The 19,999-nt window shown below is 45.5% G+C and carries 22 protein-coding genes; 1 reads left to right on the forward strand and 21 read right to left on the reverse strand.

The genetic code is table 11. The annotated features are described in order from the left end of the window. Window positions 1-365: 365 nt before the first annotated feature. The 6 genes from spoIVA to NYE38_RS11125 form a co-directional block, all read right to left on the reverse strand. Window positions 366-1,844, reverse strand: a complete 1,479-nt coding sequence (spoIVA, locus tag NYE38_RS11100; protein WP_003153438.1) for a stage IV sporulation protein A — start codon at window positions 1,842-1,844, stop codon at window positions 366-368. Window positions 1,845-2,029: 185 nt separating this feature from the next. Next, a complete protein-coding gene (locus NYE38_RS11105) occupies window positions 2,030-2,764 on the reverse strand; it encodes a hypothetical protein (protein ID WP_065180582.1) in 735 nt (244 codons plus the stop codon). 19 nt (window positions 2,765-2,783) lie between these two features. Continuing rightward, window positions 2,784-2,987 (reverse strand): DUF2768 domain-containing protein, encoded by a 204-nt coding sequence (locus NYE38_RS11110; RefSeq protein ID WP_003153435.1) that lies wholly within the window; start codon window positions 2,985-2,987, stop codon window positions 2,784-2,786. A gap of 319 nt (window positions 2,988-3,306) precedes the next feature. Continuing rightward, on the reverse strand, window positions 3,307-4,344 hold the full coding sequence (locus NYE38_RS11115; RefSeq protein ID WP_326116925.1) for an NAD(P)H-dependent glycerol-3-phosphate dehydrogenase: 1,038 nt from the start codon (window positions 4,342-4,344) through the stop codon (window positions 3,307-3,309). A 17-nt stretch (window positions 4,345-4,361) separates the two neighbouring features. Beyond that, window positions 4,362-5,672 (reverse strand): ribosome-associated GTPase EngA, encoded by a 1,311-nt coding sequence (gene engA / locus NYE38_RS11120; protein ID WP_003153433.1) that lies wholly within the window; start codon window positions 5,670-5,672, stop codon window positions 4,362-4,364. A gap of 192 nt (window positions 5,673-5,864) precedes the next feature. Further along, window positions 5,865-6,467 carry a hypothetical protein gene (locus NYE38_RS11125; RefSeq protein WP_017418044.1) on the reverse strand — a complete coding sequence of 201 codons (603 nt, stop codon included), beginning with the start codon at window positions 6,465-6,467 and terminating at the stop codon, window positions 5,865-5,867. Window positions 6,468-6,543: 76 nt separating this feature from the next. Between NYE38_RS11125 and NYE38_RS11130 the strand changes: the two genes are divergently transcribed. Continuing rightward, window positions 6,544-6,675 carry a YpzI family protein gene (locus NYE38_RS11130; RefSeq protein ID WP_003153429.1) on the forward strand — a complete coding sequence of 44 codons (132 nt, stop codon included), beginning with the start codon at window positions 6,544-6,546 and terminating at the stop codon, window positions 6,673-6,675. 34 nt (window positions 6,676-6,709) lie between these two features. On the opposite strand, the gene fni is transcribed toward NYE38_RS11130, so the two are convergent. The 15 genes from fni to NYE38_RS11205 all read right to left on the reverse strand — a co-directional run bounded on the left by fni (window position 6,710) and on the right by NYE38_RS11205 (window position 19,994). Next, window positions 6,710-7,759, reverse strand: coding sequence for a type 2 isopentenyl-diphosphate Delta-isomerase (gene fni / locus NYE38_RS11135; RefSeq protein ID WP_025649799.1), 1,050 nt, complete (start codon window positions 7,757-7,759; stop codon window positions 6,710-6,712). Window positions 7,760-7,773: 14 nt separating this feature from the next. Then, window positions 7,774-8,922 carry a 30S ribosomal protein S1 gene (gene rpsA, locus NYE38_RS11140; protein WP_003153426.1) on the reverse strand — a complete coding sequence of 383 codons (1,149 nt, stop codon included), beginning with the start codon at window positions 8,920-8,922 and terminating at the stop codon, window positions 7,774-7,776. A gap of 227 nt (window positions 8,923-9,149) precedes the next feature. Then, entirely contained in the window at window positions 9,150-9,824 is a 675-nt protein-coding gene (gene cmk, locus NYE38_RS11145) for a (d)CMP kinase (RefSeq protein ID WP_017418046.1), read from the reverse strand. A 78-nt stretch (window positions 9,825-9,902) separates the two neighbouring features. Then, window positions 9,903-10,079: a YpfB family protein gene (locus tag NYE38_RS11150; protein WP_003153420.1), complete on the reverse strand. Its 177-nt coding sequence runs from the start codon at window positions 10,077-10,079 to the stop codon at window positions 9,903-9,905. 46 nt (window positions 10,080-10,125) lie between these two features. After that, window positions 10,126-10,782: a flagellar brake domain-containing protein gene (locus NYE38_RS11155; protein ID WP_017418047.1), complete on the reverse strand. Its 657-nt coding sequence runs from the start codon at window positions 10,780-10,782 to the stop codon at window positions 10,126-10,128. A gap of 87 nt (window positions 10,783-10,869) precedes the next feature. Next, window positions 10,870-12,219, reverse strand: a complete 1,350-nt coding sequence (ypeB, locus tag NYE38_RS11160) for a germination protein YpeB (RefSeq protein ID WP_007409448.1) — start codon at window positions 12,217-12,219, stop codon at window positions 10,870-10,872. A 24-nt stretch (window positions 12,220-12,243) separates the two neighbouring features. After that, entirely contained in the window at window positions 12,244-13,113 is an 870-nt protein-coding gene (gene sleB, locus NYE38_RS11165; protein WP_340802541.1) for a spore cortex-lytic enzyme, read from the reverse strand. A 132-nt stretch (window positions 13,114-13,245) separates the two neighbouring features. Further along, window positions 13,246-13,902 (reverse strand): glutamic-type intramembrane protease PrsW, encoded by a 657-nt coding sequence (gene prsW, locus NYE38_RS11170; RefSeq protein WP_003153415.1) that lies wholly within the window; start codon window positions 13,900-13,902, stop codon window positions 13,246-13,248. Between the two features lie 96 nt (window positions 13,903-13,998). Then, a complete protein-coding gene (locus tag NYE38_RS11175; RefSeq protein WP_007612270.1) occupies window positions 13,999-14,982 on the reverse strand; it encodes a YpdA family putative bacillithiol disulfide reductase in 984 nt (327 codons plus the stop codon). A 105-nt stretch (window positions 14,983-15,087) separates the two neighbouring features. Then, window positions 15,088-16,362 (reverse strand): NAD-specific glutamate dehydrogenase, encoded by a 1,275-nt coding sequence (gene gudB, locus NYE38_RS11180; protein ID WP_003153413.1) that lies wholly within the window; start codon window positions 16,360-16,362, stop codon window positions 15,088-15,090. A 159-nt stretch (window positions 16,363-16,521) separates the two neighbouring features. Next, window positions 16,522-17,106 carry a genetic competence negative regulator gene (locus tag NYE38_RS11185; protein ID WP_003153412.1) on the reverse strand — a complete coding sequence of 195 codons (585 nt, stop codon included), beginning with the start codon at window positions 17,104-17,106 and terminating at the stop codon, window positions 16,522-16,524. Window positions 17,107-17,256: 150 nt separating this feature from the next. Next, window positions 17,257-18,045 (reverse strand): metallophosphoesterase, encoded by a 789-nt coding sequence (locus NYE38_RS11190; RefSeq protein WP_017418049.1) that lies wholly within the window; start codon window positions 18,043-18,045, stop codon window positions 17,257-17,259. Between the two features lie 86 nt (window positions 18,046-18,131). After that, window positions 18,132-18,590 (reverse strand): YpbF family protein, encoded by a 459-nt coding sequence (locus NYE38_RS11195; RefSeq protein ID WP_007409443.1) that lies wholly within the window; start codon window positions 18,588-18,590, stop codon window positions 18,132-18,134. Between the two features lie 68 nt (window positions 18,591-18,658). Next, on the reverse strand, window positions 18,659-19,429 hold the full coding sequence (locus tag NYE38_RS11200) for a LysM peptidoglycan-binding domain-containing protein (protein WP_017418050.1): 771 nt from the start codon (window positions 19,427-19,429) through the stop codon (window positions 18,659-18,661). Continuing rightward, window positions 19,407-19,994 carry a CPBP family intramembrane glutamic endopeptidase gene (locus NYE38_RS11205; protein WP_017418051.1) on the reverse strand — a complete coding sequence of 196 codons (588 nt, stop codon included), beginning with the start codon at window positions 19,992-19,994 and terminating at the stop codon, window positions 19,407-19,409. The genes NYE38_RS11200 and NYE38_RS11205 overlap by 23 nt, the downstream gene beginning before the upstream one ends. Window positions 19,995-19,999: the final 5 nt, after the last annotated feature.

Here is a 19,999-nt window from a genome sequence, read left to right on the forward strand (position 1 = left end):
CTCCTCCCAAAAGGGTATCAAATCAGCAGTTTATTATCATTTCTTCACAGTTCAGCCTGATTCTAAACCTGTCTGATAAAAAATCAAAGCAGGGAAGAACAGACAAGTAAACGGCTTTTCATAAGAAAACAGACACTTTGAGGAATGTTTGTCCAACAAAGTGAAGATTTTCTGTATGTAGAGTAACACATATAAAAAGCCATATCAAGCATTTTAAAGCCTCAATCCCTTGCTCGTCAAGGTTTTCACGTGTTTTACCGAACAAATATTCCTTTTTTTGCTTTTTTCCTCCTAATCCTTGATTGATTTCCAGTATCTAAAAAGAATAAAAAAAGACCCCCCGTTTCAGGAAGAGGTCCTTCAGCTTACAAAATAATGGCGATCAGGCCGCCTGAGCCTTCGTTAATAATTCTCTCCAGCGTTTCTTTCAGTTTATATCTCGCATTTTCCGGCATGAGTGACAGTTTTGCGGAGATTCCTTCTCTTACGATAGAGCTCAATGATCTGCCGAAAATATCGGAGTTCCAGATAGAAAGCGGATCATCTTCAAAGTCCTGCATTAAGTAGCGGACAAGCTCTTCACTTTGTTTTTCCGTCCCGATGATCGGCGCGAATTCACTTTCCACATCCACTTTGATCATATGAATGGACGGAGCGACCGCTTTGAGCCTTACTCCGAACCTTGATCCCTGTCTGATGATTTCCGGTTCATCAAGGCTCATATCGGTTAAGGCCGGGGCGGCAATGCCGTAGCCGGTCTGTTTCACCATTTTCAGCGCATCTGATACCTGATCATATTCTTTTTTCGCGTGGGCGAAGTCCTGCATTAATTCAAGCAGGTGGTCTTTCCCGCGGATTTCAACGCCGACCACTTCTTTTAAAATCTGGTCATATAAATGATCCGGCGCATACAAATCAATTTCTGCGACACCCTGGCCAAGTTCGATTCCGGCCAGACCGGCGCTTTCAATAAACTCAAATTCACTGAAGTGGCCGACAACCCGGTCGACATCGCGCAGGCGTTTAATATCTTTTACGGTTTCTTTCACTGATTCCTGGTAGCTCTCTCTGAGCCAGTGATTTTCCTTCAGCACCATGACCCAGCTCGGAAGGTTGACATTGACTTCCAGCACAGGGAACTCGTAAAGCGCTTCTCTGAGGACGCTTAACACATCTGTTTCCCGCATGCTTTCAACACTCATGGCGAGGACGGGAATATCATATTTCGCGCTTAATTCAGCTCTGAGCGCTTCTGTTTCCGGGTGGTACGGTTTTACCGAGTTGATGACCATAATAAACGGTTTGCCGACTTCCTTCAGCTCGTCGATGACTCTTTCTTCCGCTTCCACGTAATCGCCCCGCGCAATATCGCCGATTGAGCCGTCTGTCGTAATGACGACCCCGATTGTGGAGTGTTCCTGGATGACTTTTCTCGTACCGATTTCCGCTGCCTCATGAAAGGGAATCGGTTCTTCGTACCAAGGTGTATTGATCATTCTCGGGCCGTTTTCATCCTCATATCCCTTCGCCCCGGGAACCGTATATCCCACACAATCCACAAGCCGGATGTTGACATCAAGTCCTTCCGCGACATGAACGGACATGGCTTGATTCGGGACAAATTTTGGTTCTGTGGTCATTATCGTTTTTCCTGCTGCGCTTTGCGGAAGCTCATCCTGCGCCCGCGCTCGATCGGCCTCATTGCTGATATTCGGGAGCACCACGAGCTCCATAAATTTTTTAATGAATGTAGATTTCCCTGTACGGACAGCGCCAACGACTCCTAAGTATATATCGCCCCCTGTTCGTTCAGCGATATCCTTGAAAATATCGACCTTTTCCAAGTGATCCCCTCCCGGACTTCCTATCCTTATCATTTTTCATTCACCATTCTCCAATCAAATATAGGACACTATATGTGTATGACGTTGTCCTATTTCAATATGACATCTTTAGAAAATTTTCAGGCAGTCTTTTCTATCAAAATCAAAAAAACCTTTCTCCCTATTTGTATGCGCGGGAAAAAGGTTCATTCCTGTTTCGTTTGACTTTCTAAAAAAACGGGTTCCTGTTTTTCATTTACGGTGTATGTGACTGAAAAGGCCGGGACGAAAGGAGTCTCTTTCCATAAAATATCCTGAATTTCCGCGCCCGGTTTGATTTTCTTTTTGTTTTCCTTCAGGCAGCGGGCGAGATCGACGCGATAGTCGGCATAGATTTCTCCGTCAGCGCCGATTAAAAGCGGCAGAGACGTGCCTGAAACCGGACTTTTGACTGAAGGAAAGTCTTTCATGCCGAGCTTTTTTTTATTTAAAGTGAACAGCCCTTTTGAAACGGCGTCCTCATAGGGAGGATATGTATGCTTTTCCTGATACATTTTGACACGCAGCTTCATGTCGCGGATTGCTTCCGCCATTTGGAGATCGACCAGCTTGACGGTCGGCTTATTTTCCACATCGACAAGCACGTATTGGTACATTCCTCCGCTTTCATAAGCTGAGGCCGGCGGCTCCTCTATGTATCTGGGCGCGAGCCGCTTAAAATCTATCGGATATTTTTGATAGAGCGGTGTTTTCATATCTTTTGTCTGAATCGGCAGAAGTCCGCCGTTCGCCTTTTTAAATTCATCCACTGCCGCTTGCACCTGCTGAAGCTGATGTTTGTAAGATACTTTATTTTCAGTTTTTTTCGCTTCAGGGTACAGACAGCCGGACAGCAGAAGCACCGCCATTGCCGTTATGACGGCCATTTTTAACTTATGCATTCCGCGCCCCCTTTTTGCTTTATTCATTGACAGGCCCGCTGAAAACGACCATTAACACGATCAATCCCGAGATGACCATGCAGGCATAAGCGAGTGAAGAAACCGCTGCTTTTATCAGTTTGTTTTTCACTTTGTACCTGCTGACATAAATAGAGGCGACCGCAACAAACATTAATCCCATAGCACCAAGCGCAAACCACATTTTCATCAATGCCACACTCACGTTCGTGCCCCCCGTCCCATCATTGTAAGCGTTATATTTCATTTTAATATACAAATGTTGAAAAGATCAACAGGTTTTCCATCTATTGAAAAAACAAAAAAAACTGAAGCAAAGAGGGGGACTTTGCTTCAGTCAAGTTGACTATATTCACCTGTACGTCTGAGATACACTCTCTTGGACTTCGATGCTATAGTATGCGCAGATGCGTACGTCTGCATCCTCTTCTGCCTAAACCAGCAAATGTTTTAAGCGATTTCAGCCGGAGAGTTCTGCGTTTTGGACTTTCGTCACTTCAGAATATGCTGACGGCATGTTATTGTCACTTCACCCGGTTTTCCAATGTGTTGACCAAGTCTTCCATCTCATGGGTTTTCACTCTGGCCATTAAGGATTCTACGGCCGTTTCTACCTTCTGCCCGTTAAATAATACTTGGTGAAGCGCCTCTGTGATCGGCATTTTCACTTGGTATTTTTGAGACAGCTGATACGCAGCTTTTGTCGTCCGCACGCCTTCAACAACCATCCCCATCTTATCCAGGACAGCTTCCAGCTTATATCCTTTGCCGAGCAGGTTGCCGGCGCGCCAGTTTCGGGAATGAACGCTTGTACATGTCACGATTAAATCGCCTACGCCGGTCAGGCCGGAAAAGGTGAGCGGATTTCCGCCCATCTTTGTGCCGAGTCTGGCGATTTCAGCAAGACCTCGGGTGATTAAGGCCGCTTTTGCATTATCTCCGTATCCCAATCCGTCTGTAATCCCCGCTGCAAGAGCGATGATATTCTTTAACGCTCCCCCTATTTCAACACCGATCATATCCGGATTGGTATAGACGCGGAAATGCTGGTTCATGAATAAATCCTGAACCGCTTCTGCAGCCTTGATATTTTTTGAAGATGATGTAACAGTCGTCGGGTGTCTTAATCCGACTTCCTCAGCGTGGCTCGGCCCTGAAAGCACGACGATGTCTTTTCTGTACTCCTCAGGCAGCTCCTCTTCCATTAATTCTGAAATACGGAGAAGCGAATCCGGCTCAATTCCCTTGCTGACATGAACAAAAATCGATTGTTTCGGGATGTACGGCAGAGCCTTTTTCAGCACTTCCCGAATGGCTTTTGTCGGAACTGCCACAATGATAAAGTCCGCTCCTTTTAAAGCCTCGTTTAAATCAGCTGTACCGATGATAGAACTTGATAGCTCCACCCCCGGCAGGTAATCTTTGTTTTCATGCAGTTCGTTGATTTGATCGATCAATTCGGCACGGTGTCCCCACATCATAACTTGATGTCCGTTATCAGCCAGCACTAAAGAAAGTGCAGTGCCCCAGCTTCCCGCTCCAAGCATTGCCACTTTTTTCATCTCTGTATCACACCTTTTTATTTTCTTGCTCTTGCAAATATTTTAATTGGCGTACCTTCAAATCCGAAAGCGTCCCGGATTCGGTTTTCTAAAAAGCGTTCATAAGAAAAATGCATCAGTTCCGGATCGTTGACAAAAACAACGAAGCTCGGCGGCTTAACAGCGACTTGAGTCGCATAATAAATTTTCAGACGGGAGCCGTTGTGCGTCGGAGTCGGATTCATGGCGACCGCATCCATGATGACATCATTTAAGACATTTGTCTGCACGCGGAGAGAGTGGTTTTCACTCGCTTTAATAATCGCAGGCATGAGTGTATGAATCCGCTTTGTCGTCAGTGCCGACATAAACAGCACCGGCGCATAATCAAGAAATTGGAAATGTTCCCGAATATTTTGTTCAAATTCTTTCATCGTGCGCTCGTCTTTATCAACGGCATCCCATTTGTTTACGATAATGACGACGGCTTTCCCGGCTTCATGGGCGTATCCGGCGATCCGCTTGTCCTGCTCAAGGATGCCTTCTTCTGCATTCAGCACAACCCCGACGACGTCTGAGCGGTCAATGGCTTTTAACGCCCGAAGCACACTGTATTTTTCTGTTGTTTCATATACTTTACCCTTTTTTCTCATTCCCGCCGTGTCAACGATTACAAATTCCTGCTGATTGTAGGTGAACGCCGTATCCACAGCGTCTCTAGTCGTTCCGGCTACGTTGCTCACGATAACCCGCTCTTCGCCGAGCATCGCATTGACAAGGGATGATTTTCCGACATTCGGGCGGCCGATCAGGCAGAATTGAACGACATCATCACTGTACTTCGTCTCCGGAATGTTTTTAAAATGCTCGGCACAAGCATCGAGCAAATCTCCCAATCCTAAACCGTGTGTGCCCGAAATCGGATACGGTTCTCCAAAGCCGAGCGCATAAAAGTCATAGATGTTCGCTCTCATTTCGGTATTATCTAATTTATTAACGGCTAATACGACCGGTTTTTTCGTCCGGTACAGTATTTTTGCCACTTCTTCATCCGCAGACGTCACACCTTCGCGGCCGTTCACCATAAAGATGATCACATCAGCCTCGTCCATGGCGATTTCAGCCTGCTGGCGGATCTGTGTCAGAAACGGTTCGTCTCCGATATCAATTCCGCCCGTATCAATCAGGTTAAAATCATAATTCAGCCATTCCGCCGAACTGTATATCCGGTCCCGCGTCACTCCGGGGGTATCTTCTACTATTGAAATTCTTTCACCCGCAATCCGGTTAAAGATTGTGGATTTTCCCACATTCGGTCTTCCGACAATGGCTACGACAGGTTTACCCATAGTACCCTTCCTTTCAATCCAGCCGCTTACATTTTCACAAAAAATTGTTCAACCGGTTATTAAAAATCATCTTCGCTATGAAAAGAACCCTTCAAACAGAAGGGCTTAACTCATTTATTATATCAGTTTTCACTGAGATCACAATGTATTCTTCAAAATGTTTCGCATTCATGTAACAGTCTTCGTCTGTTTTCAAGACATTTTTGTCGCTCCTTTGCCCTGCTTTTTGCTTTTTTGGCTGATGCGCGCCGCAAGCTGTTCATATGTAGTCAGCCCGACGAGCAGAATCACTCCCGCCGAACAGCCTGAAAGCCATTTATAATCACCGACGGCTGCCGCACCCGCAATGTTGCGGATGACCGCAGCATACAATAGCTCCCCCTGGCACATGCCGAGAACAAAAAGACAAAGCCTCTCAGGGAACCGCCCCTCAACGGAAAGCGTAATAACGGTAAGCAGTATAACCGCCGCCCATTCAGGTTTTATGATAAACCAAACAGGGTCATATAATGCAAAAAGAAAAATAAAGCCGTATGCCGCAGACGCCGTCAGATGAATCACAATATGACGGAGCCGTTTATGCATGCCGAGGCTTCCCGCATAAACAAATGCCGCAGCAAAAAACATGACATATGCCGCATTCAGCGTAAAATAAGCCGTTATCTGATGTATGCTTGCCATCATATTAGTCAAAATAAAGACTGATACGTAAAACCGGCTTTTTGTTTTGGCAAAAATAAAAGTCGCAAGTATCCATAAAAACCACATTGACCAGTAATAATAAAACGGTTCCATAATCGCTCCTCCTCTGACCAGTATGGAGCGGGAACGCATTTTTTAAACCAATTATGCCTGAAAGGAGCGGATAAGGATGGGAAAAGACAGACAGGAGAAAAAACTGAAAGCCTCCCGCCGGGTGGAATCTGATCGCGATGATTCGATTCACCATAAAGGAGCGACAAGCCTTGAACAAAACGGTGAATTCCGAAAAAGAAAATCGTAAAAAACAGAAAAAGGCATGCGTGTTCGCATGCCTTTTAACGTCTGCTGAAACGGGATGTGTCAATTCCCCGTTCAGAAAGCCAGTGATGTGTGTCACCTTTTATGACCAAAGGCGCCTTTTGCAATTGGGCAACCGATTGGCATCCGAGGGCGGTCATAATCATTTTCAGCTCTTGTAAAAGCGCCGTCATCTCGTCAAACAGCCCCTCTTCTCCTTTGGAGGTGAGAGCTTTCAGGAAAGTGCCTGCCATTCCCGCGCTGGAAGCGCCGAGGGCAATCGATTTGGCGACATCCAGGGCACTTTGCAGCCCGCCGGATGCGATAATTGATTGATCAGCGGAGAGCGAGTGGATTTCCGCTAAGCTTGCGGCAGTGGAAATTCCCCACGTATTAAAAAATTGAAGCGCCTTCTCTCTGCGCATATTTTCAATCTTAGAGAAATTTGTACCGCCGTATCCGCCGGCATCAACTGCTGCCGCCCCGGCATCAAATAACTGCCGTGCCGATTCCCTGCTCATTCCGAAGCCGACTTCTTTGACAAAAACGGGAACTCCCGCTTCCGCCGCAATCCGCTCAATACGGCCGAGAGCGCCGGTAAAGCTTCTGTCTCCCTCTGGCATGACGATCTCCTGAATCACATTTAAATGAATCTGGAGGGCATCCGCTTGAATCATATCAATTGCCCTTTTCGCCTGCTCGGCATCCGCCTCGCTGCCTAAATTGGCAAATATCAGCCCGTCCGGATTCTCTTTTCTGACGATCTCGTAAGAATACCGTTCGGAGGGATCTTTTAAAGCTGACATTTGCGAACCGACAGCCAGCGGCATGCCGGCTTTGCGCGCGGCTCTTGCCAGCGATCTGTTAATTTCGTATGTAAGCTGTCCGCCGCCGCCTGTCATCGCATTGATAAAAATCGGCGAACTGCTTGTGAGTCCGCCGATTTTCGTTGATATATCCACTTTTTCCAATGCTAGGTTCGGTAGGCTGACATGAACAAACGTAATATCATCAAGCCCCGTTTCCCGGTTTTGACCGGTAGACAGCGCATGATTTATATGTTCTCTTTTTCGTTCTGCTCGTGTCACGTTTTATCACCAATTTATTTTAATTTATTAAGCTTGTCTCCGATTAAATCGCCAAGCTGGAAGCCGGTGCTCGGCTCTTCTTTCGCCTGGTATTGACGGAAGTCCTCCTGATCGGCTTTCGGCGCTTCTTCAAGCTCACGCATGCTTAAGGAAATGCGCTCTTCGCTTTCGTTCACGTCAAGCACTTTCACTTTAACAGTCTGTCCTTCTTCAAGCACTTCATGCGGCGTTCCGATATGTTTATTGGAAATTTGCGAAATGTGCACAAGTCCTTCCACGCCCGGAAGAATTTCAACGAAGGCGCCGAAGCTTACAAGGCGCTGCACTTTTCCTTCAAGCACATCTCCCTGTTTTACCTTTTCGCCGATCTGGCTCCAAGGTCCCGGCAGCGTTTCTTTAATAGATAAAGAAATACGCTCATTATCGCGGTCTACGGACAGCACTTTCACTTTTACGTCCTGACCTTCTTCCACCACGTCAGACGGTTTTTCGACGTGTGAATGAGACAGCTGCGAAATATGAACAAGCCCGTCAATTCCGCCGATGTCGACAAATGCGCCGAAATCAGTCAGACGCTGCACTTTTCCTTCAAGCACGCTTCCAACTTCAAGCGTTTGGAGAAAATCATGCTTTTTGGCTGTCTGTTCTTTTTCCACTACAGCCCGGTGCGACAGAATCACCCGGTTTTTATCACGGTCGAGTTCAACGACGATAAGAGAGAGGGTTTTCCCTTTATAGTCAGTGAAATCCTCGACGAAATGAGCTTCGACAAGTGATGCGGGAATGAAGCCGCGAACGCCGATATCAACGACGAGACCGCCTTTCACCACATCTTTCACTTCAGCTTCAAACACTTCTTTTGTGTCGAATTTTTTTTCAAGGTCTTCCCAAGCGCGGTCAGCATCAACGGCACGTTTAGATAAAATCAAAGCATCGTCTTCCACTTTTGTTACTTTCAGGTCAAGCTCGTCGTCAACTTTTACGACATCCGATGCTTTCTCTACATGAAGACTTGATAATTCACTGATTGGAATGATTCCGGACTGTTTGACATTGACAATTTCGACATCTACATGCTTGTCCTCTACCTTTGTCACAATCCCTTTTACTACATCTCCAACCTCTGGCACTTGAACATCAATTTGATTCATTTCCTCTGTCATTTGAATAACCTCCTTGGTCCAAACCTACACAGCTTAATTAATACGGTTTGAAAGCTGAACATGTGAATGTCCGCTTTTCAGCCGAATATGTATTAAAGAATCATCCAAAAAAGATTTTGAATGATCAATAAAAAGTTTTATTAGTATTAACTTCTAATAAATGGACTGGTTTGTCAAGCAATAACATCTTGTCTTTCGAAAAAAATTATAAAGCGCTCCGCCCGGGCTTAACGTGATTTCTGATCGACGATCTCCAGAATTTTTCCTGCGACTTCGGCAATGCTTAGTGACGTCGTATCGATTTCAATCGCGTCTTCCGCTTTGCGCAGCGGGGAAACTTCCCTCTCTGAATCGAGTTTGTCGCGTCTGGCAATTTCTTCAATGAGCGTCTCGTAATTCACGTCATAGCCTTTTTTCTTATTCTCTTCATATCGGCGCTTCGCTCTTTCCTCTACGGACGCGAGCAGAAAAATTTTCACTTCGGCATCAGGCAGCACATGAGTACCGATATCACGGCCGTCCATGACGACACCGCCTTTTTCTCCGAGCTGCTGCTGTCTTTTGACCATTTCTTCTCTGACGCCTTTATGCTTGGCGGCGATTGATACTTGGTTGCTGACTTCGTCTTTTCGGATTTCTTCTGTCACATCTTCTCCGTTTACCAGAACGATTTGTCCTTCCGGAGCGGATACAAGCTCAATTTCCGTACGCTTCAGCAGCTCTGTAAGCGCGGCTTCATCAGTTAAATCGGCATTCTGCTTGAGCGCCGTATATGTAATGGCACGATACATCGCTCCTGTATCAATGTACACATATGATTTTTTCTCAGCCACTATTTTAGCAACGGTGCTTTTTCCGGCAGCGGCCGGCCCGTCGATCGCAATTGATAATTTCTTGTCCATAATCTCTCTCCTTGCTCTTTACTCCTCTATGGATTGTATCATGAACTGCCGGAAAAGGGGCGAAAAAATTGAGCTGATTTACCGCTTTACCGTTTCAATCCATTCTTTTTTCTCCATTTTATCAACTCCCTCATATTTCACAGCTTTCGAAATATAAGGTTCAATAGGCTGATAATGAAGCAAAAACTGCACCGCGCCCAAAATGATAAGCTGAATGCAGACCAATTTGACCAGCAGACGTTCAAACGTTTTCATACACGCGCACCTCCATTAGAATTAGTATGGAAAAGTGCGCTGCTGTTTATTCCGACAGACTGTTTCTTCTCTGCTGCAGCTGCGCGCGCATACAATATTGGAGTAAAAGCTGCTGTGAAGCGGGAGCGATTTCTGCAAATTCAAGCGTCATTTTTTGTTTATCCGCCTTTTCATCATAAAAAATCCGCTGGATAACAGCCTCGGCCGTAATATCCGCCGTATTTTCCTTGCCGGGAAGAGAAAATGCGACATACAGCTTTTCACCTGGTTCCGCGGAAATATGCTCAGGCATCACAACAGCGATTCCGCCGGCGCTGATATTAGAGGAAACCGTTTGGAAAGCGGTTTTTTTCGCTTCCATTTTGACGGATACATCCAATACTGCGTCTGCACGGACGTATCGGCGTCTTTGAATCCGCTTCATTTCCTCCTGAGGGGGGATGTCCAATCCGATCATCGGGATGGGGTCTTTTTTCTTTCCTTTGATTATGCTTTTAAATTGATACGGCACTTGGCCATTCCCCATAAATTCCGCTGTTATTTCCAATCCTTTATGCAAAAAGACCGTCCGTCCCGAATCCAGATCGACGGGATATGAGATGTGCAGTTCGCCGTTTTCAACGCTTACTGCTTTGCTCCTCGCTTTTTTGGGCTCATTGTTCTCTATGTATTCAATCCAAATGTAATCTCCGACAGCTATCATGGGCCTTCACTCTTTCATTATTTATGCTTTTATTAAAGCATGTAACGAAAAAAAGGAAAAGACTTTTAGTCCTTTCCTCCTTTATTTTTATAGGTCTTTATATATAGGTTCTGCACTTTTTAACTTTTCTATTTTTTCCTCTTTTCCGTCGTCCGCATTGATGAACATTTGATACGTGTCTTTCCCGATCGTTCCGAGCATTTCGTAGCAAAGCACTTCCTGACCGAGTTCATTCGTGATCAGCGCCTGCCGGGTCTCCCGCACTTCAACATTTTTATTCAGCTTCGCTTTCGCTTCATCAGCTGACAAAGCGGGAGCCGGAATCGTTCTCGTGCGGTGCGCCGCCAGGTAATCACGCGCGGAAAAACCGACGACTTCACCATCATCCAGCGCCACTTTCATTCGGATGGCTTCCGGATAAATGCGGACATTTTTCTCTACTGGGATAAAAGAAAAGACGCCGATGTTATTATATTGCGCGCTTTCATCAATTTCGAGGCCTTTTGTTTCATATCCATTTTTCTTTAAAAACGCGACGGCCCGGTTAGATGCTTCATTGAGGCTGATCTTTTGTTTCTTCACGGCCCGTTTTTGAATCAAATAGACCGGATGTCCGCCTTTTTGGGTAATATCCATATAGATAAAAGACTTGTTGTCGGCGTCTTTCATGCGGATGCTGTATACGTCCCGATTCGTCTTCCTGCCGCTTTTGACCACTTTAATTGAATAATTATGATCAGGCGCAAACCGTTGTGCGATTTTGACCGCTTCTTTTTCTGTAATTTGTTTTCCTTTCAGATGCGTAAAACCTTTTCGTTCTGTATTTGCTCCCGTAAATGTGGGGCTGATGCTGTCTTCAGAAAAAGCGCCTACATTTTTTTCGACTGTTTTAAAGCTGTCGACAATTGTATTATCGCTTTGTTTTTTGTCAGAGGCGAGCGCCATCTCAACATCCATCCACCGTAAATTTTTGCTCATGACGAGATGCTGAACGCTGCGGAGCTGGTTTTGAATGTTCTCCGCCTGTTTGTACAGGCTGTTCAGTGTTGTATATTCTTTCTTATCAAGCGGTTTTTGATCTAAATCCCGGACGGATGTTTTATAGCTGAAATCTCCTATGTTTGATAAAAACTCCTCCGTCTTATTAAAAGGCATGAGAGTCAGCGGCAGCTGGCTCACATTGTTATGAGCTTCAGATGTTATTCTCCATACATCAATGAGCGCCGGAGACAGAGATTTTTTACTGTTCATCGCAAGCGTCGTCCCGATTTTGTCGTGAAGCTGATCTACATGGTACGTCAATTCATGAAAAGCCCTCTGATAATTATTTTCCGCATGCAGAAGGACCGCATCTTTTTCCTGATGTTCTTTATATCCCCAATATCCGGTTGCGGCGATCGCGACACCGAGAACAGCGATAATGATTCCTCTAATCATGTTAACACCTCATTTTGCGTACTTTTACTCACAGAAAATGTGTTTTCCGATTCTTTTTATCTGCGGACGTCCCCAAATCCATTTGCTTGTCGCCGTATCAGGATTGAAATAATAAATCGCGTTTTCAGAAGGGTCCCAGCCGTTGATCGCATCAAGAACCGCTTCTTTTGCTCTTTCATTCGGCTGCATGTATATTTGGCCGTCGGCAACGGCGGTAAACGCGAGCGGTTCGAAAATGACGCCGGCCACCGTATTCGGAAATAACGGACTTTTAATACGGTTTAAAATAACCGCGGCGATGGCAACCTGTCCTTCAAACGGCTCACCGCGCGCTTCCCCGTACACAGCCTGCGCCAGAAGATTGATGTCGTTGTTTGAGAAACCGCCAGGCATATTGGCCGCTGTCGTATTTTGCTTTTGATTTGACTGGCCGCCTATATTGTTTTGCGGCTTTTGAGCAGGCTTATTCGTTCCCGCCGGCTTCTGCGTTCCGGCTCTCGGTTTTGTTTGGTTTTCCAATGGGACGTTGCCATAATGAGTGAACGTATTCCCTTTTTGGATCTGCTCCATTACATATTCACGGTAATATTTTGATTTTGAAATCAGCACCTGTTTGGTTTTCGCCCCGACGAGGCCGTCAACCGGCTTCATGCCGAATTTCTCCTGAAAATTTCTCACGGCCCAGTATGTGGTCCAGCCGTAAACACCATCGATTTTCCCGTTATAAAATCCGTTATATTGAAGACGGGCCTGCAATTCTATAACATCATCACCCGTCGCGCCTCTTTGAATCACTTGATTTGAAAACGCATGAACCGTTTCATGATGATCGAAGAAAGCGGCGGCGAAAGAAAATAGAATGAGACATGCCATAAAGGCTCCTTTGCACTTCATCTCTTCAAGCCTCCTACTGCAAAATTTAAAGTGTACCCGTATTGTCTGTCACGCGGATATTTTTATACACCGTTTCCTTCTTATCCCTCATCAAGGCATAAAAAAAGAAACCGCACGCGACGCGCGGTTTCTTCACACTTGGATCATATTGACGGAGCGTGCTTTTTTTGCCTTTCGCAGCCCGAACCACCATAAAAACAGCATAAACGGCAGCATATAATATACCCAATGATTGAGGGCGGTAAGAATAAAATCGTACGAACCGTGCAGACATGAAGGCACGGCCAGCGAAATCACAAGCCATTTGACACGGGCTTTTTTCTGCGAAAAGCGGGCTTTTCCGAGATAAAACCCCATAATCACTCCGATCAGCGCATGGCAGGAGACCGGCAGAAGCGCCCTTATGAAAGCATGCTCAACGCCGTGGCCGAATAGATACAGAATATTTTCAAGCGTGGCAAATCCTAAAGACACACTGGCCCCGTAAACGATTCCGTCATAATGCTCATCAAAATGAGCATGCGGATACACACTGATCATCAGAACGAACCATTTCACCGATTCTTCCAGAAATCCCGAAGACAAAAACGAAACGAAAAAGCTTCCTCCCCCCACATGCTCTTTTTCAAGAACATATTGGATAAACATGGTCGGAAACACAAGGACAACCCCGAGAAAAAAAGACCTCAGCACCATATGTACGGGTTCATTGTCATACTGATCTTTTAAATAAAAATAGCTTAACAGCGCAATGCCGGGAGCAATTCCTGCAGAGATGATTGCAAACATCAGGCAACCTCTTTCCTTTATATTCCTATATCTATGGTACCATGTTGTTCATATTTTTACATCTTTCAATTTTTTTAAAAAAGAGCATATGAATGATCATATGCTCTCTCTACCCAGCCGTTTTGATATTTCGTTTGCGATCAAGCCGCCGTGAAAACGGCCGTTCTCGATAAAAATTTCATTGGCGTTATTTCCAGCCGCAATGACTCCGGCGATAAAAACACCGTCAACATTTGTTTCCATCGTTTCTTCCCGGAAAAACGGCCGGCCTGATTCAGCATCAATCCGCACACCGATTTTTTCGAGGAAACCGTGATCGGGATGGTATCCCGTCATGGCAAATACGAAATCGTTTTTCAGCCGGACCGTCTCATTTCGGCCGGAGCGGAAAATGATTTCATCTTCCGTCACTTCTTCAAGACAAGCGCCGAATTCCATCCGGATTGTGCCGTTTCTGACAAGGGCCTCAAACTCAGGCAGAATCCACGGCTTGATGCTCGGGGAGTACTCATGTCCTCTGTAGAGCACCGTGACGCGCGCACCGGACTTCACCAGTTCCAAAGCCGCATCCACACTTGAGTTTTTCCCGCCGATCACAGCAACATCTTTATCAAAATAAGGATGGCCTTCTTTAAAGTAATGAAATACCTTAGGAAGCTCTTCACCCGGGATGTTCATATAATTCGGATGATCATAATATCCTGTCGCAATGATACAAAACGGAGTGAGGTAGCGGTCTTTTGATGTTTCTACAAGAAAACGGCCGTCTTCCTGTTTCGTTACGCGCTCCACCGTTTCAAAGGCGTTTACGCGCAGCTCTTTTCTTCTGACAACCTCTCTGTAGTAAGAAAGAGCCTGTATTCGGACCGGTTTTCTGTTTTCCGTAATAAAGGCGACATCGCCGATCTCCAATTTTTCACTTGAACTGAAAAAAGTTTGGTGGGTCGGATAGTTATAAATGCTGTTTACGACATTCCCTTTTTCGATCACAAGCGCGTTCACGCCAATTTGCTTCAGATGTATAGCCGCCGATAATCCGCAAGGACCTCCGCCTATTATAATTGCTTTTTCTTCTGTCATGTCCTTCAACTCCTGCGATTGGCATTTCCATCATAAGTTTCCACTCATATAAAAAATCTCCTATATTATCATAGGAGATTTTTTTTGTTTATGCAAACGATTGGTTTATATCCAGCCTCTGAAACGCGAAGCCTCAGCCATTTTCCGCACGCCGACCATGTAAGCCGCAAGCCTCATGTCAATCCGGCGGTTTTGGGACATTTCATAAATATTATTAAACGATTTTATCATCATATTTTCCAGTTTTTCCTCGACTTCTTCTTCACTCCAGTAGAAGCCCTGGTTGTTTTGAACCCATTCGAAATAAGAAACCGTTACACCGCCGGCGCTCGCCAGAACATCGGGAACCAGCAGCGTTCCTTTGTCTGTCAGGATTTTCGTTCCTTCCAGTGTCGTCGGTCCGTTTGCCGCTTCTACCACAATTTTCGCTTTGATGCGGTCAGCGTTTTCTTCTGTAATTTGGTTTTCGATCGCCGCCGGGACAAGTATATCACAGTCCAGCTCAAGCAGCTCCTGATTCGTAATGGTGTCATTGAAAAGCTTCGTCACCGTTCCGAAGCTGTCTCTGCGGTCAAGCAGATAATCAATATCAAGACCGTCCGGATCGTAAAGGCCTCCGTACGCGTCAGAAATTCCGACAACTTTCGCGCCGGCGTCATGCATAAACTTAGCCAGATAGCTGCCCGCATTTCCGAAACCTTGTACGACGACGCGCGCGTTCTGAATATCGAGACCTTTTTTCTTGGCCGCTTCTTTTATGCAGATGGTGACGCCTTTTGCCGTCGCTGATTCCCTGCCGTGGGATCCGCCGAGTACAAGCGGTTTTCCCGTAATAAAGCCGGGTGAGTTAAATTCATCAATTCTTGAATATTCATCCATCATCCAAGCCATAATCTGTGAGTTTGTAAATACGTCAGGTGCCGGGACGTCTTTAGTCGGTCCGACAATCTGACTGATTGCTCTTACATATCCCCTGCTCAGCCTTTCAAGCTCTCTGAATGACATATTTCTCGGATCACAAACAATTCCGCCTTTACCACCGCCATAAGGAAGATCAATAATTCCGCATTTTAAACTCATCCAGATGGAAAGTGCTTTCACCTCTTTTTCAGTTACATTCGGGTGAAAACGAATACCGCCTTTTGTCGGACCTACGGAATCATTGTGCTGCGCACGATAGCCTGTAAATATTTTCACAGACCCGTCATCCATCCGAACAGGAATTTTAACCGTTAATAATCTGAGCGGCTCTTTCAGCAGTTCATACACTTCTTCTGGATACCCCAATTTTTCCAGAGCTTTATGTATTACGGTTTGGGTTGATTTTAATACATCATGTTTGTCTTCTTCATTATGACCGGTGAATCGATCGGCTGCCATTTGAGTTAACCTCCTAAAATCTTCTGTTTCTCTCATGCTCCCTTTCAGTGACTAGTATACACCTTCAATATCTCCGTGCATAGAAGAAAGACAATGATTTTTCCATTATTTCGCTTAAAAAAGACGGCCGCTGAAAACAGCTGCCGTTTCAAATCTTTTTTATGAAAAATGTTTCTGGATGGTCTCCACAGCATTGCCGTCCATGATGAGTTTTCCGTACTCATGGAGCCTGTAAATCGTAATCGTCGCCGGGTGTCCGTATTCAGCCAGCACCGCGATGACACCTTCGGCGGAACGGGAGCCGAGGTCTTCAAGGCTTACATAGTATTGGTTCTCATAGTGGTAGACGGTGCCGCCGGTAATCCCGATTCGGTGAAGGCTTCCGGCTAGCTGAATGATATCTTCAAACGAATGGAACTGATAAATAATATCCGGGCTTTCGTCAAGTTTGACCTGCATCTCGATATAATCATCGTCATATTCGTCATCTTCTGCATCCGCGTCATGATTTTTCGTTACAATCACAACCATACCTTGTGCCTGAAGAGAATATACTTCCACCGCGATCGGACCATTCGCTTCAAAGCCGAGCTCTGTATTTGCTTCATTCATCATATCTTTAAATAACTGGTGGACTTTAAACGAGTCCTTCCAGAGGTCTTCTTTTGTCAGTCCCCGATCAGTCAGATCGTCGAGGGTTAAAAAGATTTTAATCTTATTATAGTTCAGACGCTCAAGCCGCATAATGTTCCCTCCTGCCTCTTCTTGCACACAAATCATATAACACAGTATATGAATAAATGAGTCATAGGTTCTTAATTTGTTATCAGTTTACACCGTGTACAGCGGGAAGACAAGCAGAATGCCGTTTTTTATCACCGCGGCCGGGTTGTTTCAGGAAAACGGCTCATCCGGTCCGCACAGCGTAATCATATGCGTCTCCGGCTTCGCCCCGAGCCTCAGCGGAACTTTTGTCGTCCCGTAGCCGTTGCTGATCAGGTAATGCGCTTTTTTTACCGTTCCCGTCCCGCCCAATTCATACGGCCCGAACCGGCCGAAACGGATTTGGCCGCCATGCGTATGGCCGCTGAACACAGCGTCAATCCCGTCTGACTCCCTCATCTGCTCATGGATGTCAGGATTATGGCAAAGCAGGAGGTTTACTTTGTCAGCATCCGTATATCTGATTGCAGATTCGTAATCATCCATCATCATTCTGATATCATCCACCCCGCAGATCGTAACGGTTTCCCCTTTATAAGCAAACTGAACCGATTCATTTCTCAGCGGAATCACTTTGTATGCCCGTAAAAGTGAGAGCAATTTTTGCTGGCTGACCTCGTAATCATTATTTCCCCACACATAAATGACAGGCGCGAGAGCCGTCAGACGTTTGATGTTTTCTTCAATTCTGGCGTAAGGAACTCCGCCCTCCGCCAAATCACCGCCGAGCAAAACGGCATCCGGCTTATAAACTGCCGCTTCGCGGAGAAGCTTTTCATCAATTAAACGGCGGTGCACGTCAGATATAAAGAAGATGGTGAGCGGCTTCATCCCTTTCATTTTATCAAGCGTAAATGTATGTGTTTTCAAATGGCTGCCGTTTGCCGTTTTGTACATGACGGCCGCCATAACCGCAGCCGCTCCCGCCAATGTGCCGAGAATTCCCGCTGTAAGCTTCATAAACGCACTCTCCATTCTGTCATTGTCTTACATTAGACGGACAAACAAAAAAAGACGTTTCTATCCTTTCCGGAAAACGCCTCATTTTATTTGCTTTCAAAATAAAGATTGATATCATACCGATGTTTCATCAAGTGAAAAACAGATTCTCTCGCCCTCCATTTTTCAGGCTGGGGCCATAAATCCGTGCTTTTTTGGATAATTTCACATCTCAGTTTATGAAATTCACCCTCAGCTTTTTCTTCCTTTTTTTTAAAATAATAAGAAGTGCAGTACGCAAAAGCGGAAGCCATAATCCAGCACAAATAAACCGTATGGCCTAATATTTCCTGCAGAATCAGCTGCGGAGAGGCTTGGGGGGCATTAAAGCTTTTAAACATCAGCAGTATACACATCAGGGAAAAACAAACGAGGGACGCCCACTGCCATCTTCGGCATTGTGCGGCATAATTTTCGTATTTTAATTTCCGTTTCACCAGCGCCTGAAGCATTTGTTTCGTCGGTCCGTCAGCAAATCGGTCTAATTGCTTCCATAAAGAATCCATGCGCTTCACACCTTGTCCGTTTTCATTGGTACACTATATGAAAAACACGGTGAAAACATGCATTTATTTTAATCAGACAGCGGAATGTTCAGAACCTGGCCGGTGTACACGTCGTTTCCGTTTAATCCGTTGTAGCTGCGGATTTTCTCTTCGCCCGCCCGGCTTTTATAATATTTCATTGAAATGCGGTAAAGCGTTTCTTTCGGCTGTACAGTATGCTGTACGGTTCGCACATTTTTCGGGACAGTCCCGGCTTGATCACTCGCGGCAGCCGGAGCCGCTTTTTCACGGACAGCCGGCGGAGACTGCTGTTTTGTCTCCGCGTATTCGGTGTCTGTCGGCTTTACTTGTTTTTCTGAGGGCGTTTCCGTTTTTTCAGGTGTTTTTTCACTTGGTTTTTCTTTTGTTTTTTCAGATGTAGCCGCTTCTTTCTTATCTTTGTCGTCAGACTTTTTTTTCGGTTGTTCTAAAAGAGCGGTTTCTGACGTTTCTTTCTGAGCGCCTTTCGGAATAACGGCAGGCGCGCTTTCACTGTGGTCAATGAAGACATCTTCATAGTCCTTCGGGTCAAATCTGCTGCTGTTCGTCATATAAAGAAGACCGAAAAAGACACCGATTGTTACGATAATGAACAGGACGGTCAGAAAAGTGAACAGCGGCGTTTTTGTTTTGGTTTTTTCCTTCACCTGCTCTTCCTTTTTTTTACGCTCCTCTTTTACAGATTGTCTTGTCGGGAGGCTGTCTTCAAGATATTCAATTTGTTCATCCGCGGCCGCGGCAACCTGCTGCTCGGCACGCAGCTGAGCTTTTCTTCTTTCAACTCTTGACATTTCCGTCATAGAAACCCCTCCTAACATATTGAAAACGGATCTGACAGGCAAATACCGCATCAATAATAAAATGCGCTGTAACCGGAACGAATAAATTGCCGGTCCATTCATAGATAAGCCCCAGCAAAAGACTGATGCCCGCAACCATCATAAACAGAAGCCACTTCGCCAAGTATCTGAAATGAAGCACGGTAAAAATGAAGCTGGCGGCCCATAAGCCGATATGTGTCTGCAGAACGCCTCTGAACAAAATCTCTTCGCTGAACGAAATGAGAAGCGTCAAAAACAAAATGTGCAAAACCGGCCTGTTCTTAAAAAGCAATACATTAATGCCGCCGTCATCATATAAATGCGAAGGACACCATTTCATCACCGCAAGATCGGCAAAAATGACAAGTACGGCAAGAGTTACACCGTACCATATGATATTATCGTCACGTATATGCCACAGCTTTAAAAAATCGTGAATGTCGGTGAAAAAGAAAAAGCCAATAACAGCTGAAACCGCCAATATGAGCAATTGGGTGGCATACAGCTGCATCACAATCTCCCGGTCTGAGAGCTGCCGGATCAATTCGC

It is taken from the genome of Bacillus sp. EU63 (genome assembly GCF_038592915.1).
Classification (GTDB): domain Bacteria; phylum Bacillota; class Bacilli; order Bacillales; family Bacillaceae; genus Bacillus; species Bacillus velezensis.

Bases quoted from the DNA above. Each gene is read 5' to 3' on its own strand.
- NYE38_RS11175 (WP_007612270.1), bottom strand. From the start codon at position 14,982: ATGACAGAAGAAAAAGCAATTATAATAGGCGGAGGTCCTTGCGGATTA.
- NYE38_RS11200 (WP_017418050.1), bottom strand. From the start codon at position 19,429: ATGACGGAAATGTCAAGAGTTGAAAGAAGAAAAGCTCAGCTGCGTGCC.
- prsW (WP_003153415.1), bottom strand. From the start codon at position 13,902: ATGTTTGCAATCATCTCTGCAGGAATTGCTCCCGGCATTGCGCTGTTA.
- engA (WP_003153433.1), bottom strand. From the start codon at position 5,672: ATGGGTAAACCTGTCGTAGCCATTGTCGGAAGACCGAATGTGGGAAAA.
- rpsA (WP_003153426.1), bottom strand. From the start codon at position 8,922: ATGACAGAGGAAATGAATCAAATTGATGTTCAAGTGCCAGAGGTTGGA.
- NYE38_RS11150 (WP_003153420.1), bottom strand. From the start codon at position 10,079: ATGAAAACGTTTGAACGTCTGCTGGTCAAATTGGTCTGCATTCAGCTT.
- cmk (WP_017418046.1), bottom strand. From the start codon at position 9,824: ATGGACAAGAAATTATCAATTGCGATCGACGGGCCGGCCGCTGCCGGA.
- gudB (WP_003153413.1), bottom strand. From the start codon at position 16,362: ATGGCAGCCGATCGATTCACCGGTCATAATGAAGAAGACAAACATGAT.
- NYE38_RS11185 (WP_003153412.1), bottom strand. From the start codon at position 17,106: ATGCGGCTTGAGCGTCTGAACTATAATAAGATTAAAATCTTTTTAACC.
- NYE38_RS11130 (WP_003153429.1), top strand. From the start codon at position 6,544: ATGGGAAAAGACAGACAGGAGAAAAAACTGAAAGCCTCCCGCCGGGTG.
- NYE38_RS11115 (WP_326116925.1), bottom strand. From the start codon at position 4,344: ATGAAAAAAGTGGCAATGCTTGGAGCGGGAAGCTGGGGCACTGCACTT.
- NYE38_RS11195 (WP_007409443.1), bottom strand. From the start codon at position 18,590: ATGGATTCTTTATGGAAGCAATTAGACCGATTTGCTGACGGACCGACG.
- NYE38_RS11105 (WP_065180582.1), bottom strand. From the start codon at position 2,764: ATGCATAAGTTAAAAATGGCCGTCATAACGGCAATGGCGGTGCTTCTG.
- NYE38_RS11155 (WP_017418047.1), bottom strand. From the start codon at position 10,782: ATGATAGCTGTCGGAGATTACATTTGGATTGAATACATAGAGAACAAT.
- sleB (WP_340802541.1), bottom strand. From the start codon at position 13,113: ATGAAGTGCAAAGGAGCCTTTATGGCATGTCTCATTCTATTTTCTTTC.
- NYE38_RS11125 (WP_017418044.1), bottom strand. From the start codon at position 6,467: ATGGAACCGTTTTATTATTACTGGTCAATGTGGTTTTTATGGATACTT.
- NYE38_RS11190 (WP_017418049.1), bottom strand. From the start codon at position 18,045: ATGAAGCTTACAGCGGGAATTCTCGGCACATTGGCGGGAGCGGCTGCG.
- ypeB (WP_007409448.1), bottom strand. From the start codon at position 12,219: ATGATTAGAGGAATCATTATCGCTGTTCTCGGTGTCGCGATCGCCGCA.